Source organism: Acinetobacter lwoffii (assembly GCF_024129735.1).
Classification (GTDB): Bacteria; Pseudomonadota; Gammaproteobacteria; order Pseudomonadales; family Moraxellaceae; genus Acinetobacter; species Acinetobacter lwoffii_H.
The window spans coordinates 71861-89269 of sequence record NZ_JAMXXK010000005.1 but is presented as its reverse complement, the minus strand read 5'-3'; the positions used below and the strand labels follow the sequence as shown (position 1 = coordinate 89269).

15 protein-coding genes are annotated in these 17409 nt (G+C 45.7%); 9 read left to right on the top strand and 6 right to left on the bottom strand.

Annotated features, from left to right (window positions below; translation table 11 throughout):
* Positions 1 to 141: 141 nt before the first annotated feature.
* The 6 genes from cysG to rplU all read right to left on the bottom strand — a co-directional run bounded on the left by cysG (position 142) and on the right by rplU (position 5429).
* Positions 142 to 1524, bottom strand: coding sequence for a siroheme synthase CysG (cysG, locus tag NI469_RS02885; RefSeq protein WP_213687559.1), 1383 nt, complete (start codon positions 1522 to 1524; stop codon positions 142 to 144).
* Positions 1525 to 1597: 73 nt separating this feature from the next.
* Complete coding sequence (gene serS, locus NI469_RS02880; RefSeq protein WP_253174396.1) at positions 1598 to 2869, bottom strand: serine--tRNA ligase; 1272 nt, start codon at positions 2867 to 2869, stop codon at positions 1598 to 1600.
* A 100-nt stretch (positions 2870 to 2969) separates the two neighbouring features.
* Positions 2970 to 3731, bottom strand: a complete 762-nt coding sequence (locus NI469_RS02875) for an RsiV family protein (protein ID WP_253174395.1) — start codon at positions 3729 to 3731, stop codon at positions 2970 to 2972.
* Between the two features lie 170 nt (positions 3732 to 3901).
* A complete protein-coding gene (gene lolA / locus NI469_RS02870; RefSeq protein ID WP_004280638.1) occupies positions 3902 to 4597 on the bottom strand; it encodes an outer membrane lipoprotein periplasmic chaperone LolA in 696 nt (231 codons plus the stop codon).
* Between the two features lie 246 nt (positions 4598 to 4843).
* Positions 4844 to 5098: a 50S ribosomal protein L27 gene (gene rpmA / locus NI469_RS02865; protein WP_004280639.1), complete on the bottom strand. Its 255-nt coding sequence runs from the start codon at positions 5096 to 5098 to the stop codon at positions 4844 to 4846.
* 19 nt (positions 5099 to 5117) lie between these two features.
* Positions 5118 to 5429, bottom strand: a complete 312-nt coding sequence (gene rplU / locus NI469_RS02860) for a 50S ribosomal protein L21 (protein WP_004280640.1) — start codon at positions 5427 to 5429, stop codon at positions 5118 to 5120.
* A 445-nt stretch (positions 5430 to 5874) separates the two neighbouring features.
* Here rplU and sdsA point away from each other — a divergent pair, with 445 nt between their 5' ends.
* The 9 genes from sdsA to NI469_RS02815 all read left to right on the top strand — a co-directional run bounded on the left by sdsA (position 5875) and on the right by NI469_RS02815 (position 17399).
* A complete protein-coding gene (sdsA, locus tag NI469_RS02855; protein WP_004280641.1) occupies positions 5875 to 6852 on the top strand; it encodes an All-trans-nonaprenyl-diphosphate synthase in 978 nt (325 codons plus the stop codon).
* 15 nt (positions 6853 to 6867) lie between these two features.
* On the top strand, positions 6868 to 8916 hold the full coding sequence (locus NI469_RS02850) for a site-specific recombinase (RefSeq protein ID WP_253174394.1): 2049 nt from the start codon (positions 6868 to 6870) through the stop codon (positions 8914 to 8916).
* Between the two features lie 151 nt (positions 8917 to 9067).
* Positions 9068 to 9670, top strand: coding sequence for a phosphatase PAP2 family protein (locus NI469_RS02845; RefSeq protein ID WP_004645802.1), 603 nt, complete (start codon positions 9068 to 9070; stop codon positions 9668 to 9670).
* Between the two features lie 36 nt (positions 9671 to 9706).
* Positions 9707 to 10954, top strand: a complete 1248-nt coding sequence (locus NI469_RS02840; protein ID WP_253174393.1) for an efflux RND transporter periplasmic adaptor subunit — start codon at positions 9707 to 9709, stop codon at positions 10952 to 10954.
* Between the two features lie 13 nt (positions 10955 to 10967).
* Positions 10968 to 14144, top strand: coding sequence for an efflux RND transporter permease subunit (locus tag NI469_RS02835; protein ID WP_253174392.1), 3177 nt, complete (start codon positions 10968 to 10970; stop codon positions 14142 to 14144).
* Entirely contained in the window at positions 14144 to 15610 is a 1467-nt protein-coding gene (gene adeK / locus NI469_RS02830) for a multidrug efflux RND transporter AdeIJK outer membrane channel subunit AdeK (RefSeq protein ID WP_253174391.1), read from the top strand. The genes NI469_RS02835 and adeK overlap by 1 nt, the downstream gene beginning before the upstream one ends.
* A 108-nt stretch (positions 15611 to 15718) precedes the next feature.
* Positions 15719 to 16075 (top strand): YbjQ family protein, encoded by a 357-nt coding sequence (locus NI469_RS02825; RefSeq protein WP_005104015.1) that lies wholly within the window; start codon positions 15719 to 15721, stop codon positions 16073 to 16075.
* A 3-nt stretch (positions 16076 to 16078) separates the two neighbouring features.
* The gene (locus NI469_RS02820; protein WP_253174390.1) at positions 16079 to 16528 is read left to right on the top strand and encodes a YbjQ family protein; all 450 of its coding nucleotides are present in this window, start codon (positions 16079 to 16081) and stop codon (positions 16526 to 16528) included.
* 196 nt (positions 16529 to 16724) lie between these two features.
* Positions 16725 to 17399: a DUF1345 domain-containing protein gene (locus tag NI469_RS02815; protein ID WP_138743321.1), complete on the top strand. Its 675-nt coding sequence runs from the start codon at positions 16725 to 16727 to the stop codon at positions 17397 to 17399.
* Positions 17400 to 17409 lie beyond the last annotated feature (10 nt).

The window sequence follows — 17409 nt, the reverse complement described above, 5'->3', positions numbered from 1 at the left end:
GCGCTCGGGCAAAGCAGTGCTTTGCTTATCCTCTTACTTCAGGCACAGCCTTCGTCTTGCGCTCGGGCAAAGCAGTGCTTTGCTTATCCTCTTACTTCAGGCACAGCCTTCGTCTTGCGCTCGGGCAAAGCAGTGCTTTGCTTATCCTCGCTCATGCCATTGCAATTGTTCACGTAAGCGTACAACTTCACCAATAATGGTCAAAGTCGGGGCTTGAATCTGATGTTCGGACACTTTGGATGCAATATCAGCAAGCGTTCCTACTACAACTTTCTGTTCAGGCGTCGTACCTTTAGAAACCAAGGCCACTGGCATGTCGGCTCGTTGACCATGAGCGATTAATTCTGCACAGATTTTCTCCAGTCCCACCAACCCCATATAAAGCACTAAGGTCTGGTTTTCATAGACCAACTCACTCCAAGGCAATTCTGGCGAACCTTCTTTTAAGTGACCGGTCAGGAAACGCACACTTTGCGCATAATCACGATGGGTTAATGGAATACCGGCATAGGCTGAACATCCTGAAGCTGCGGTAATCCCTGGAACCACCTGGAAAGTAATCCCAGCAGCAAATAGCTCTTCAATCTCTTCACCGCCACGCCCGAAGATAAATGGATCTCCGCCTTTCAGACGACAAACCCGCTTTCCTTCACTGGCATATTTGACCAATAGAGCATTAATCCCATCTTGCGGAACCGCATGATTGGAACGTGCCTTACCCACATAGATCTTTTCCGCATCACGGCGGCATAGCTCCATAATTGGTGCAGATACCAGTCGGTCGTAAATCACCACATCGGCTTGCTGCATCAAACGTAAGGCTTTTAAGGTCAACAATTCTGGATCACCCGGACCCGCACCGACCAAGTAGACTTCACCTTTTGGCTTTTGCCACTCTTGTAATGCTTGCTCGATCAGGCGATCTGCTTCCGCGATATTGTCATTGAACACCTGTTCTTTTAGCGGACTGGCATATAAATCTTCCCAGAAAATACGGCGTTCATCCGGATTGACTATTTTAGCCTTAACCGCACTGCGCCATTTTCCTGAAAACTCAGCCAGCTTGCCCATTCCATGCGGAATAGTGGTTTCTAGCTGGGTACGAATCTGGCGGGATAGCACCGGTGAAGTACCGTTACTGGCTACAGAAATAACTAACGGTGAACGGTCGATAATCGCAGGAACCATAAAGCGGCAATGCGGTGGATCATCGACGCTATTGACCAGGACATTTTCCGCTTCACACAGTTCAAAGACCTGACGATTGGTCTCTGCATCGTCAGTTGCCGCAATTACCAGTCGATATGGACGTAATGCAACTTCAGGATGAAAAGCTGCCTGCACATAGTGTCCTTGGCTATTTTGCACAATTCGCAGCAGACTCTCTTCAATTTCAGGCGCAATGACATGAATAATCGCACCTGCTTTTTGAAGTAAAAGTGCTTTACGGTATGCAATATGTCCACCACCGACAATCAGACAAGGTTGCTGTTGCAACTTTAACGAGATTGGAAAAATATCCACGAACTACCTCAAAATTTTAAATCTGACTGTCTATGCAATTTTCATGCACATTTAGGGATGCTGAGATCGACAATTAGTCGATATAAGTCGCACCACCCATATATGGACGTAATACTTCAGGAATCTCAATCGAGCCATCGGCGCGCTGATAGTTTTCCATCACTGCAAGTAAAGTACGACCCACTGCCAGACCTGAACCATTCAAGGTATGTACAAATTCAGTTTTCTTCTGATCAGCACGGTAACGCGCTTTCATACGACGCGCCTGGAAATCACCCATGTTTGAACAAGATGAAATTTCACGGTAAGTATTTTGGCTTGGTACCCAAACTTCCAAGTCATAAGTCTTGGTCGCACCAAAGCCCATGTCACCACCACAAAGTAAAATTTTACGATATGGAAGTCCAAGTGCCTGCAAGATGCCTTCAGCATGGCCAGTCAATTCTTCAAGCACTTGCATCGAAGTTTCAGGCTTCACAATTTGAACCATTTCGACTTTGTCGAATTGGTGCTGACGGATCAAACCGCGGGTATCACGACCATAAGAACCTGCTTCGCTACGGAAACATGGCGTGTGCGCTGCATATTTCAGTGGCAGACGGTCTGCATCAATAATTTCATCACGTACGAAATTCGTCACTGGCACTTCAGCAGTTGGAATCAGATAAAACTCTTTTTCGCCCTGCAGCTTAAACAGATCTTCTTCAAATTTAGGCAGCTGACCTGTACCGCGCAATGAGTCTGCATTGACCAGATAAGGCACATAGGCTTCAGTATAACCATTTTGGTCTGTGTGCGTATTCAGCATGAACTGGGTAATGGCACGTTGTAAACGTGCTAATGGACCTTTTAGTACACTAAAACGTGAACCGGTTAATTTGGTCGCAGTTTCAAATTCCAGACCGCCCATCATTTCGCCCAGATCCGTATGGTCTTTGATTTCGAAATCAAATTCACGTGGTGTACCCCATTTCAGGATTTCCACGTTATCGCTTTCGTCTTTACCTTCAGGCACAGCTTCATCTGGCAAGTTTGGAATAGACAGTAATTTTTCTTCAAGCTCAGCTTGCAGTTCAGCCAGTGCTGCTTCAGCCGCTTTGATTTCATCACCAATCGCAGACATGCGCGTCATGATTTCAGATGCGTCGCCACCTGCTTTTTTAATTTGACCGACTTGTTTGGCACCGGCATTACGTTCAGCTTGCAAGGTTTCTGTCTTGGACTGAATCTCTTTACGGCGTACTTCTAGGGATGCCCACTCCTCAACATTGAGTTGAACACCACGTTTTGCCAAGGCTACATTTACAGCCTCAATATTATTTCTGAGTAATTTCGGGTCGATCATAATCAATCTTTGCAGAAGAAAAAAACTGGCTATAGTGTAAGCTCTTAACGTCAAAAAATACAGTGACCAAGACCACGGCTGCGTCCTATTAGCACAATATTTAGGAAGCTGTCTGCTGCAAAATGGCTAAATATTCAGGGCGAATCACTTCATTTAAATCCGCATAGGACACTTTTAATTCAGGCATTCCTGTTGCTGCGGGAGCTAGTTCGCCTGCCGGATACACCATCACCAGACCTGTTGTATCAAAATAATAGTTATCACTCAGTTTTAACTGCTGTTGTTGAATCCCTTGCGTATTCAGCCATTGAGTATTGGCCTGATACATTGCATTCAGCAGTTTCTGCTCACCGCCATTTAATAATAGTTGAGAGAGGGCCAAACGTTTTTTCTGTTTTAGATCAAAATTGATATATTCCACATGTTTCAGAGAAGCATTTTTATTCCTTGCCAGATTGGAACTTTTTAAGGCAAAAGTCGCCAGATAAGCACGCTGATCAACAAATTCCACCTTGATAAAGCGCTGATCCAGATAATGCGGCTCATCGGCTTTTTTAGGATTTTTCTGGGTGACTTTGGTGAATGCAACAGGTTCAGTATGCTTAATACGCTCAATAAAATATTGATTAATCCAGTCAATATTGCTGTCCACCGTCTGTAGATCAAAGCGCACACAACCCTCTATTTCACACACCACTTTGGCTGCCCCTTTAATTGGAACGGTTTTGGCTTCAATTTGCACAACCCGATCTGTTTGCGCAAGCTTTGCCACTGAGCTGGATTGAGGCTGACAACCCAACATACTTACAGTGAGTAATAAAACAGCGTAAATTTCAGTAGTTTTAAATAGATTAATCTTCATCCTGAGCTCCAAAATTTTTGCAATTTCATTGACTCGACTTTTATTTATTCTAAGATGCTCTCGTGTTTAGATATAGCTGAACCTTGTAGTCTGTCCAAAACAATCCTGATGATCGGCAATAAAAAAGCAACCTCGAAAGGTTGCTTTTTTTATCTGGTTCATATTGATGCTTATTGATCAATGATGTCCGTACCTTTTGGTGGGGTAAAGTTAAAGGTAGAGGCTGGAATACTGCTATTTACTTTTACATTGCTAAATTTGATATTGGTGGTTTGTCCCAATGAATCCTGCAAGATCATCAAGCTTGGTGCTTTGTTTGCGCCAAAGCTAATGGTTAGGCTTTCAAACACACCATCGGTATTTTTAGGATACAGCGTGTAATAGGTTTTGCCTTTATTTGGCTGAGTCACCCGGTAAGACTGCATAATCTGACTGGTGTTTCCTGACAGCAATAACGCCGGCGTATTGGCAACTTGCTCATCTAAGCTTTGACGAACGGCTTGCTGCAAGTCCGGATCATAAATCCATACGGTTTTACCCGTTGTTGCAATGACTTGCTTCGACGGTGCGGTCGTTTCCCAATAGAATTTACCCGGACGCGCGACTTTCATCACCCCTTTAAAGGTTTGGTTCATATGTTGTGCAGTCAAACCTTTTTTCTGGGTTGCTCTCGGATTGGTTACCTTGGTGCTTTGCTCGAAATTTGCAGTCATGCTACGCACATGATTGAGCTGTTTGACCAGACTGGCTGTTGCCTGTTGCTCCGAAGCTGCCACAGGTGCAGCAAACACGGTTGTACTCATCACCGGTGCTAAAGTCACTGCACCCAGAGCCATAGCACAGACGGTTTTACGAAGCATATTCATAATTTCACCTTTATATTTAGCGTGATCGCAATTTATTTGATAGCTCATCTTAAACGAAAATTAAAAGCTAAAATGATAGAAAATAAGAACTTTTGTATTGTTATTAATTCGAAATCGGTTTTTTTGTTCATCATCATGAAGATTTCAGGACAATTTTTACATGATTGAATGTCGATTAATCTAAACATTAATTTTCAGGCATAAAAAAACCCACAGTAACCGTGGGCTTTTTTCTATCTTAGCGGATTACGCGTCAACAGATACGTAGCGACGGCCAAATTGACCTTTCACTTCGAATTTTACTACGCCATCAGCAGTAGCAAATAATGTATGGTCACGACCCATACCAACGTTTTGACCAGCGTGGAATTCAGTACCACGTTGACGAACGATGATGTTACCTGCAGTTACAGTTTGACCACCGTAAACTTTAACACCTAACATCTTAGGATTCGAATCACGACCGTTCTTAGTCGAACCACCGGCTTTTTTAGTTGCCATGTCTATTTACTCCTCGTAATTAGCCTGAAATAGCTGTAATTTTCAACTCAGTGAACCATTGACGGTGACCTTGTTGTTTACGGTAGTGTTTACGACGACGCATTTTGATGATGCGGATTTTGTCGTGACGACCATGGCTAACTACTTCAGCAGTTACAGTAGCACCAGCAACAACTGGAGCACCGATTTGAATGCTTTCACCGTTAACAAGCATCAATACGTCATCAAACGTAATAGTCGCGCCAGTTTCAGCTTTCAATAATTCTACTTTAAGGGTTTCACCCTCAACTACACGGTGCTGTTTACCACCGCTTTGGATTACTGCGTACATAATGTACTCCAAACAAGCCCGTGTCGTCGTGCCGATAAAGGAATATATCGAACTTAAGACGTACGCCACTGGGGGGATATCTAAGGGCGAGGATTTTAAGGGATATTCAAAAAAACAACAAGCCATTTTACTGAAATAATAATGAGCAGGATGCGCTAATTATTTAACTATTAAATAATTTCTATCAAATCAAATACTCAAGATATATTCAGCAACAAAATAATACAGCAGAAATCCGGCCAGTTTGATTAATATACTCAGCCTGACGAATAGGGCGACGCCCCTGACCTTTCCTGATTTTTATGGCTCGAAATATGGATCGAATCTACATAAGATCTATAAAAAGCTGATTTTTAGTGGAGTTTATGCATTTCTTAGGTTTCACTCATGTTATAAATTGTTAAACTACGCCCAGCGATTTACCAGACTAGAGGTTTTCTTTCACATGACCATCGACTTTAAGCAAGATATTCTCGCTCCTGTTGCTAACGACTTTGCTGCGATGGACACATTCATTAATGAAGGAATTACCTCAAAAGTTGCATTAGTGATGGCCGTCAGCAAACATGTGGTAGAAGCGGGTGGCAAACGTATGCGCCCGATTATGTGCCTTTTGGCCGCCAAGGCGTGTGGTGCTGAAAATTTAGAACCGCACCGCAAACTGGCTGCAATCATTGAGATGCTGCATACCGCAACACTGGTGCATGATGATGTAGTAGATGAATCCGGTCTGCGTCGCGGCCGCCCGACGGCCAATGCGACCTGGAATAACCAGACTGCGGTTTTGGTGGGTGACTTTCTGATTTCACGTGCTTTTGATTTGCTGGTCGATCTGAACAACATGGTGTTGCTCAAAGATTTTTCGACCGGTACCTGTGAAATTGCTGAAGGTGAAGTGCTGCAACTGCAATCCCAGCATCAGCCGGAAACCACTGAAGCGACTTATTTGAATATTATTCATGGCAAAACCTCGCGCCTGTTTGAACTGGCCACCGAAGGTGCTGCTATTTTGTCGGATAAAGATGAATTCCGTCAGCCTTTAAAAACCTTTGCCGGACATTTCGGCAATGCTTTCCAGATTATTGATGACATTTTAGATTACACCTCCGATGCGGACACGCTCGGCAAAAATATTGGTGATGATCTCATGGAAGGTAAACCGACCCTGCCATTGATTGCGGCACTGAAAAACACCACCGGTGAGCAACATGAAATCATCCGTCGCAGTATTGCGACTGGCGGTACGGAACATCTGGAACAGGTCATTCAAATTGTCAATGAATCTGGTGCGCTGGATTATTGCCGTCAACGTGCTACAGAAGAAACTGAAATTGCAATTGATGCCTTACAGGCATTACCTGACTCCGAATATCGTCAGGCCCTGATTAATCTGGCCAAACTGGCCCTACACCGAATTCAGTAACTTTTAAACTCGCCTATGCATATTAATTTTCTAGATCTTTTTCAAAACATGCAACACCAGCTTGAACAACCTCGGGCGGTGCTGGATGAAAATCTTCTGATTGAACTGGTTGAAAGAATCAGACCTGAAGACAGCAGAAATACCGAAGAGATCAAAGCGAAATTCAATGCATTTATCCGGGCTTTATTACTCACCCCGAATGCGGTTGCCACGCTTCAAACCTTTACCCTGCGGATCATTAACCGCTATAAACAGACCGGTCTGTTTTCCGATACCGGCATTTTGTCTCTAGATGGATTCTGGAACCAGCTAAACCAGCGCCTTGGTGCACATGTCTTGCCGCTGATTCCCGACCATCAGCAACTCCAGGAATTATTCCGCAAGGTTTTTTATCAGCGTACCGATAAATACTGGCTGGATTATTTTGATGAAGATGACTGGCAACGTTTATTTTCAGTCCTGAATCAGGGACATTCCAATCAGCCTGAAAAAACCCGAATTAAAGACCAACTGATCAAGGCATTGACCATTTTGTCTTACCGGATCAGTGGTATTGGTCTGCACCCTGAATTTATTAATGCCCAGCCTGAACTGATGGAATATGAATCTCCTTTTCTGGTACAGAATCGTGAGATTAACGAGTTTATTCAGGAATATAAAAAACGTTACAACACAGTCACCCTAGTCGATTCGATTACCCCACCGGATGCCTCACAAGCACTGGTGATGCTGGAACAATGTCATGATGTCGTGGCCAAGATTCGCCGTTCTACCAAGCGGACTGGCGTCAGTGTCAGCCTGACCTATATGCTGGCACTGCTAGAACAGTGTCTGGAACGCGTTGAAATCCTGCTCAATATGGTCATGGATGACGATGATCTGCGTTATCAATCCATTGGCCTGTTTATGGCGGACATTACTGAAGCAATTTATAGCGAACGCAGTGTGCGGGCCCTGTTGGCCACCAATAGTGAACTTTTGGCTTTACAGGTAACTGAAAATGCCAGCAAGACCGGTGAGCATTATGTGAGTACCGACAAGCAAGGCTTTCTGGCCATGTATAAATCAGCTGCAGGTGCTGGTGCCATCATCGCAACGATGGCCACCTTAAAAGTTCTGATGACACGCCTCACCATGGCCCCTTTGATGCAGGCCTTTAGCTATAGCATGAACTATTCGCTAGGCTTTATGCTAATTCATGTGCTGCATTTTACCGTGGCAACCAAACAGCCGGCGATGACTGCTGCCGCACTGGCTGCTACCGTACAGCAGCGTAAAGGCTCGAAAATGGCTCAGATTGCCGAGCTGGCTGCGCTGATTGTAAATATCATCCGCACCCAGTTTGTCGCCATTCTGGGCAATATTTCGATTGCGATTCCAGTAGCAGCATTGATTACCCTGCTGTGGGATTTTGCGCTGCATGAACCTTTAATGAATCATGCCAAGGCTGCCAAAACCCTGCATGACCTGAATCCGTTTACTTCGTTGGCAATTCCGCATGCAGCGATTGCCGGGGTATGTCTGTTCCTGTCCGGATTATTGGCCGGTTATTTTGACAATATGGCCGTTTACCGCAAAGTTGGTCCGCGCCTGAAAGCCCATGTGCGGTTATCTCAGCTGATGGGGCAAGAACGTCTTTACCGTTTTGCTGATTATATCGAACGCAATCTGGGTGCACTGGCGGGTAATTTTATTTTCGGGATCATGCTCGGCAGTATGGGTACCCTTGGTTTTATTCTCGGTCTGCCACTGGATATTCGCCATATCGCCTTTGCCTCTGCCAACTTTATTCAGGGTCTAATTACGATCAATGGTCCCGATATCGGCTTGATCGTAGTGTCTTTTCTGGGTGTGTTACTCATTGGCCTGACCAACTTGTTTGTCAGTTTCACTCTGACGATTATTGTAGCCTTACGCGCACGCCGGGTGCGTTTTGAACAGTGGAAACCTTTGGCAAAACTGGTCATGACGCACTTCCTGACCCGACCTAGTGATTTCTTCTGGCCACCCAAGCAAAGCATTGAAATTGACGAAAATCATACATCGACAAAAACTCAAAACTGAGATAATTACACTATATTTAGCAACAAATTCCTTACGAAAAAAATGGAATTCGCATAAAATACGCACACTTGAAAAAAAGTGTACTGACAAGTACACTTTGGTCAGACAATTGACCGATCTGCGAACGGTTAAAAGGACAAGGATTTTTGGCATGCATTACTTGTTACTTTTTGTCGGTATTTTATTTTTAATTTTCAGTGTGTTCATCCTGAATATTCCCGCTTTAAACGAGCTCGACTTGCAAGCTGTGGAATGGATGAGTCTGTATCGCACCGAGTTTTGGAATCAAATTACTCAGTCCTTATCCTTAATAGGTGGCATGCCATTTGTATTATTTTTATCCACGCTATGGTGTATTGCATTGCTGTGGTATAAAAAGTATACAAACGCAATTTTTATATGTATCGGAATTATCGGAGGAATTCTCCTAGCTTGGCTGTTGAAATTTGCAATTGCCCGACCCCGACCACCAGAATCCTTGCATCTGGTTGAAAGCTTTGGAAGTTCCTTTCCAAGTGCCCATAGTCTATATGCGGCCTGTCTGGCTTGTCTGGCAATTTACATCCATCGGCAACATTCCCGTTATACCCTCATCGTGATCGGTGCAGTGGTATGGATGCTGATGATGGGGATCTCAAGAGTTTATCTGGGCGTACATTTTCCTTCAGATGTCATATCCGGCTGGAGTATCAGTTTTATTTGGATTTCGTTGTGGTATATGGTCTGGATCAGATATTGCGCGGCTCACAAATAAGAAAATTTAGATATAAATCTAATTAGAGGTGGAATAATGATGTCTGCAAAGCTTTGGGCACCTGCCCTGACTGCTTGCGCATTGGCAACAAGTCTTGCACTTGTTGGTTGTAGCAAAGATCCTAAAGAGGGCCAGCAAGCTGGTGCTCAACAACAAATGCCACCGACTGAAGTCGGTGTTCTTGTTGCACAACCGCAAAGTGTAGAGCAGTCTGTAGAGCTCTCAGGTCGTACAACAGCATTTGAAATTTCAGACGTACGTCCACAAGCCAGTGGCGTGGTGCTTAAACGCTTGTTCACGGAAGGCAGCTATGTGCGTGAAGGTCAGGCCTTGTATGAAATCGATTCAAGTACCAACCGCACTACAGTAGACAATGCCCGTGCAGCGATTGCCCGTGCTGAAGCCAATCTGGGCGTATTGCGTGTGAAGGAAGGCCGTTACCGTCAACTGGTCGGTACCAATGCCATTTCCAAACAGGAATATGATGACATCGCGGCACAGGTCAAACTGGCTGAAGCTGATTTGAATGCCAATCGCGCAACTTTGCGTAATGCAGAAATCAACCTAGGCTATTCGACTGTACGTGCTCCGATTTCGGGCCAGACCAACCGTTCGTCTGTGACGGCGGGTGCTTTGGTGACAGCAAATCAGCCAGAGCCATTGGTGACGATTCAACGTCTAGATCCAATCTATGTAGATATTAACCAGTCAAGTGCCGAGCTTTTACGTTTACGTCAACAGCTTAACCAAGGCAGCTTGAACAGCTCGAACAACACCAAAGTCAAGTTGAAGCTTGAAGATGGCAGTATCTACCCGGTTGAAGGCCGTCTTGCATTCTCTGATGTCAGCGTGAATCCTGAAACAGGTACTGTGACTTTACGTGCGGTATTCCCGAACAAAAATCACCTGCTTCTGCCAGGTATGTTTGCCACTGCGCAAATCGTACAGGGTGAAGTACCGAATGCTTTCCTGATTCCGCAAGCAGCTTTGACCCGTACCCCAACAGGTCAGGCAATGGCGATGCTGGTCGGTGCTGACAATAAAGTGACGCCACGTCCAGTGACCACCGTTGGTTCTCAAGGCAGCAACTGGATTGTGACTGAAGGTCTGAATCCAGGCGATAAAGTGATTGTAGACGGTATTGCGAAAGTAAAACCTGAACAGCAAGTTGTACCAAAACCTTATCAACCTCAAGGTGCTGCACCGCAACAGCCTGCAGCGAGCGAGAAAAAGGCAGATGATGCTAAAGAGAAACCTGAACAAAAACCTGCTGCAAATGCATAAGGAGTAATGGTTCATGGCTCAATTCTTTATTCATCGCCCGATTTTCGCTTGGGTGATTGCATTGGTGATTATGCTGGCGGGTATTTTAACCATCAGCAAAATGCCGATTGCACAATATCCGACCATCGCGCCACCAACTGTAACCATTTCTGCGACTTATCCTGGTGCATCTGCTGAAACTGTTGAAAATACAGTGACCCAGATCATCGAGCAGCAGATGAACGGTATGGATGGCTTACGCTATATCTCGTCTAACAGTGCGGGTAATGGTTCTTCGTCTATTTCCTTGAACTTTGACCAGGGTGTCGATCCTGATATCGCACAGGTTCAGGTTCAAAACAAATTACAGTCTGCGACTGCCCTGCTGCCTGAAGATGTACAGCGTCAGGGTGTGCGGGTGACTAAATCGGGTGCAAGCTTCTTGCAAGTTTTGGCATTCTATTCACCTGATAGCAGCCTGACCGCAGATGACATCAAAGACTATGTTAACTCGAATATTGCTGAACCTTTAAGCCGTGTGGCCGGGGTCGGTGAAGTTCAGGTCTTTGGTGGTTCTTATGCGATGCGTATCTGGCTGGATCCAGCCAAGATGGCCAGCCTGCAAGTAACGCCAAGTGATATTGCTACTGCAATCCGTACCCAGAATGCACAGGTTGCCGTAGGTCAGTTGGGTGGTGCGCCTGCAGTTCAAGGACAAGTGTTAAATGCGACGGTAACGGCTCAAAGTCTGTTACAAACGCCGGAGCAGTTCAGCAATATCTTCCTGAAAAATGCCACTTCTGGTGCGCAGGTTCGCTTAGGTGATGTTGCACGAGTTGAACTCGGTGCAGATAACTATCAGTTCGATTCTAAATTTAATGGCAAACCGGCTGGTGGTGTAGCAATTAAACTTGCGACTGGCGCCAATGCCCTAGATACCGCACAAGCAGTTGAAGAGCGTTTAAAACAGTTACGTCCGAACTATCCACAAGGCATGGTCGACCAACTGGCGTTTGACACCACACCATTTATTGAACTGTCGATTAAGAGTGTAGTTAAAACCCTGATCGAAGCGATTATTCTGGTGTTCCTGGTGATGTTCCTGTTCCTGCAGAACTGGCGTGCCACCATCATTCCAACCATGGCGGTTCCAGTCGTCGTATTGGGTACTTTTGCCGTCATTAACATCTTTGGCTTCTCGATTAATACCCTGACCATGTTTGCCATGGTGTTGGCGATTGGTCTTCTGGTCGATGACGCGATTGTTGTAGTCGAGAACGTCGAACGGGTCATGGTGGAAGAACATCTTGATCCGGTTGCTGCAACTGAAAAATCGATGAAACAGATTTCTGGCGCATTGATTGGTATTACCTCGGTGCTGTCGGCAGTATTCGTTCCAATGGCTTTCTTCGGTGGAACCACCGGGGTCATTTATCGCCAGTTCTCGATTACGCTGGTCACAGCGATGGTCTTGTCACTGGTGGTTGCCTTAACCTTTACCCCTGCCCTGTGTGCGACTCTGCTGAAACAGCATGATCCGAACAAGCCGGAAAGTAATGGTATTTTTGCACGTTTCTTCCGCTGGTTTAATAGCAGTTTTGACAAGGTTTCTGTGAAATATCAGGGCGGCGTCAACCGCATGACTCACAGCAAGATTTTCTCAGGCGTGGTGTATGCCGTGGTACTGGGTATTATTGTGCTGTTGTTCCAGAAACTGCCTTCTTCGTTCCTACCGGATGAAGACCAGGGCGTGGTCATGACGCTGGTTCAGTTACCGCCAAATGCAACCTTGGAACGTACCGACAAAGTGGTCAGCACCATGACCAACTATTTCCTGGAAAACGAGAAAGAGCATGTCGAATCCGTCTTTAGTGTGGCAGGTTTCTCCTTCACGGGTGTGGGACAAAATGCAGGTCTGGCTTTCATTAAGTTGAAAGACTGGTCAGAGCGTCACAGTCCGGAATCTCAAATCGGTGCCATTATTCAACGTGGTATGGCGCTGAACATGATTGTCAAAGATGCGTCTTACATCATGCCACTGCAATTACCTGCAATGCCTGAACTGGGTGTGTCGGCTGGCTTTAACTTACAGCTCAAAGCTGCAAGTGGTCAAAGTCATGATCAGCTCCTGGCAGCACGTAATACGATTCTCGGTCTAGCAGCACAAGACTCGCGTCTGGCTGGTGTACGTCCGAATGGTCAGGAAGATACTCCACAGTACCGTGTCATTGTCGATCATGCACAAGCCGGTGCATTGGGCGTGAGTGTTGCTGAAATTAACAGCACCATGGGTATTGCTTGGGGCGGTTCGTATATCAATGACTTCATTGATCGTGGTCGTGTCAAGAAAGTCTATGTTCAGGGTGAAGCTGGCTCGCGGATGATGCCGGAAGATCTGGACCAATGGTATGTGCGTAATAACCGCGGTGAAATGGTGCCATTCTCGGCATTTGCCACAGGCGAATGGACCTACGGTTCACCACGTCTTGAGCGTTATAACGGCGTATCGTCCATGAACATTCAGGGTACACCTGCTCCGGGTATCAGCTCGGGTGATGCAATGGTGGCCATGGAAGAAATTGTAGCGAAGCTACCAGAAATGGGCTTGCAAGGTTTCGACTTCGAATGGACAGGTCTGTCTTTAGAAGAGCGTGAATCTGGTGCACAGGCTCCGTTCCTGTATGCCTTGTCATTACTGATCGTCTTCCTGTGTCTGGCAGCCCTGTATGAAAGCTGGTCGATTCCGTTCTCGGTTCTACTGGTGGTGCCATTGGGTATTGTGGGTGCATTATTACTCACCTTTGGTGGAATGGTGCTGCTGCAAAACCCGAACCTGTCGAATAACATTTACTTCCAGGTGGCGATTATTGCCGTAATTGGTCTTTCTGCAAAAAACGCGATCTTGATTGTCGAGTTTGCGAAAGAATTGCAGGAACAAGGTGAAGAGTTATTTGAAGCGACCTTGCATGCGGCAAAAATGCGTTTACGTCCAATTATCATGACCACATTGGCCTTTGGTTTTGGTGTATTACCTCTTGCTCTGGCTTCAGGTGCGGGTGCAGGTAGCCAGCACTCAGTCGGTTATGGTGTACTCGGCGGCGTGATCAGCTCGACCTTGTTAGGTATCTTCTTTATCCCGGTATTCTACGTGTGGATTCGAAGTGTCTTTAAATACAAACCAAAACAACAAAATCAGGAGTATAAGTCGTAATGCAAAATGTATGGTCTATTACAGGTCGTAGCATTGCGGTATCTGCCCTTGCGCTTGCTTTGACAGCCTGTCAAAGTATGCGCAGTCCAGAGCCGGTTGCGCAGGCAGATATCCCGAGCAGCTATACCAATGCGTCTGGTACTTCTGTAGCAGAACAGGGTTATAAAAACTTTTTTGCCGATCAGCGCCTGTTACAGGTGCTGGATCTGGCATTAAACAATAACCGTGATTTGCGTATTGCTGCCCTCAATATTCAACGAGCTCAGCAACAGTATCAGATTACTGAAAACAACCAGTTACCGACGATTGGTGCCAGTGGTAGCGTATTGCGCCAGGACACCATGAATTCCCAGAATCGTGGTGCAGTGACGACTTATAATGTCGGACTGGGTGTAACTGCGTATGAACTGGATTTCTGGGGGCGTGTCCGCAGCTTGCGTGACAATGCGCTGGATAGTTTCCTGGCGACCCAAAGTGCGCGAGATGCGACGCAAATTGCCTTGATTGGTCAGGTGTCTCAGGCTTGGCTCAGCTACTCGTTTGCCAATGCCAATCTGGCTTTGGCTGAACAAACGCTGAAAGCCCAGCTTGAATCTTTCAATCTGAACAAAAAACGTTTTGATGTCGGGATTGATAGCGAGCTTCCAGTACGTCAGGCACAGATCTCGGTTGAAACCGCACGTAATGATGTTGCGAATTACCGCACTCAGGTAGCACAGGCACAAAACCTGTTAAACCTGCTGGTCGGTCAGCAAGTGCCTGCGAATTTATTACCAGCACAACGCGTGACCCGCATCACCTCAAATACTGCATTGGGTTCAGGCTTGCCAAGTGATCTGCTGATTAACCGTCCAGATGTTCGTGCAGCAGAATACCGCCTGTCTGCGGCAGGTGCCAATATTGCAGCAGCACGTGCACGTCTGTTCCCGACGATTAGTCTGACTGGTTCAGCAGGTTATGCCTCTACTGATTTAGGCGACCTGTTTAAATCAGGTAGTTTTGCCTGGTCATTTGGTCCAAGTCTGGATATTCCAATTTTTGATTGGGGTACCCGTCAGGCCAATATCCGTATTTCTGAAACCGATCAGCAAATTGCCTTGTCAGATTACGAAAAGTCGATTCAGACTGCTTTCCGTGAAGTGAATGATGCCTTGGCGGTACGTCAGAATATTGGTGATCGTCTTGCAGCTCAGCGCCGCCTGGTCGAAGCAACCAACACCACCTATCGCTTGTCGCAAGCACGTTTCCGTGCCGGGATTGATAGCTATCTGACGGTACTGGATGCACAGCGTGCGTCTTATGCAGCAGAACAAGGTTTGTTATTGCTTGAACAGGCCAATCTGAACAATCAGGTTGAAGTCTACAAAACCCTGGGGGGCGGCTTGAAAGTCAATACGACGGATACCTTGCCGAATACACCGCCTGTAACTGAACAGCGCCGTGCAGCAGAACAACCAGCGCAATAAATTCCAGACAGATCAGGAAAAGCTCACTTCGGTGGGCTTTTTTTTATTGCATTTTCGAGGCAGTTTTCCTATTGTCATAGACCAGCGATTTATTTAGAAAACATGCACATGTTACTTAGCAATCTGGAATCTGTACCGGGACATACCATTCGCCAGCAAATTGATGTGGTGTATGGCAGTACCGTACGCAGCAAACATGTCGGACGTGACTTATTGGCCGGCCTGAAAAATATTGTCGGTGGTGAGCTTACCGCCTATACCGAACTGCTGGAAGAATCCCGTCAGGAAGCCATGAACCGCATGATTGAAAAAGCCCGTAGTATGGGTGCCAATGCGATTGTCGGCATTCGTTTCTCGACCTCTAATATTGCCCAAGGTGCTTCTGAACTCTTTGTTTATGGGACAGCCGTAGTCGTTGATCCGATCATGCCAAAATTGCCCGATCCTTTTCCGCAGGCAGATTAAAGCATGGATGGTTTAATTCTCCAGATCATCATTTTTGCCATTCTGTTTAGTGTCGGTTTCGGCTTTGGTCGTTATAACGAACGTAAACATTTTCGTTATCTGGATGAACAGGAACAACGCCTGGCATATATCCGGATGAGCAATAGCCGCTTCGCTGTGTCTGAATATTCTGGACAGATGATCAGCAGCAATGTGGTCATTTCTCATGATTATTTTAAATATGCGATTGCCAATGTACAGAATATGCTGGGTGGCCGTCTGACCAGCTATGAAAGTGTAGTAGAACGCGCACGACGTGAAGCGATTGTACGTTTAAAACTGGAAGCCGAAAAAATCGGGGCGACTCAGATTATGGGCATTCGGCTCAGCACGACTGAACTCGGTATGCAAGGTGGCATGGTGGAAGTCTTTGCTTATGGCACTGCAATCCAACAACCGGCTCAATCCATCTAAACATCGGTTCAGAAAAAATTTATTAAGATGATAACGCCTGCTGCGCGATCCGCGCAGTCAAATTAGTTCGACACCTTTAGGAAGAAATGTCGTAGAGGAAATAACTGAGGCTGATACTCAGGCCGGTGCAATCTTCTTTATTGCAAACGGTTCTGTGCTAGGATCTTGAGAAGTCAGCAAAACAAATATAAATGGCATGATGCAGCTTCTTCAATCTATAAAAACGGCACTTCAATCCCGTCTGTATTTCTTTATTATTTTCCCAGCCATCATTGGATTTTATCTGGTTTTACAGACAGTCACCCCTTTGAGCTGGTCAAGCTGCCTCTTGATCAGCTGGAATATCGCGATTTACGCTTATTTATTATTGACCATAAAAAAACTCTGGCGTATTGATCATGCTCATATTCTGCAACGCGCCATGCAACAGGATGCCAGCAAATGGATCATTCTGTTTCTGGTGATCATCACCCTGATCATGTGTTTTATAGCGATTATTATTGAAATTAATCACTTACCCAAAGATACCACCATCCGAACCGGTCATTTAATCTTGTCAGTTCTGACCATTATTTCAGCCTGGTTCTTGATGCATACGATTTTTGCAATTCATTATGCACATGACTTTTATTTGGCGCTCGACAAACAGCAACAAGGTGGACTGGATTTCCCCAATACCACCAGACCGACTTATCCGGACTTTCTATATTTTAGTTATATTATCGGGACTTCTGCGCAAACTGCAGATGTATCCATTACTTGCCAATCCATGCGGGTTCTCAATACCCTACATTTGCTTTTGGCCTACGGATTCAATACCACCATTCTGGCCATCAGCATTAATGTGACGGCAAACTTTATCAGCACTTAAAAAAGTTTTT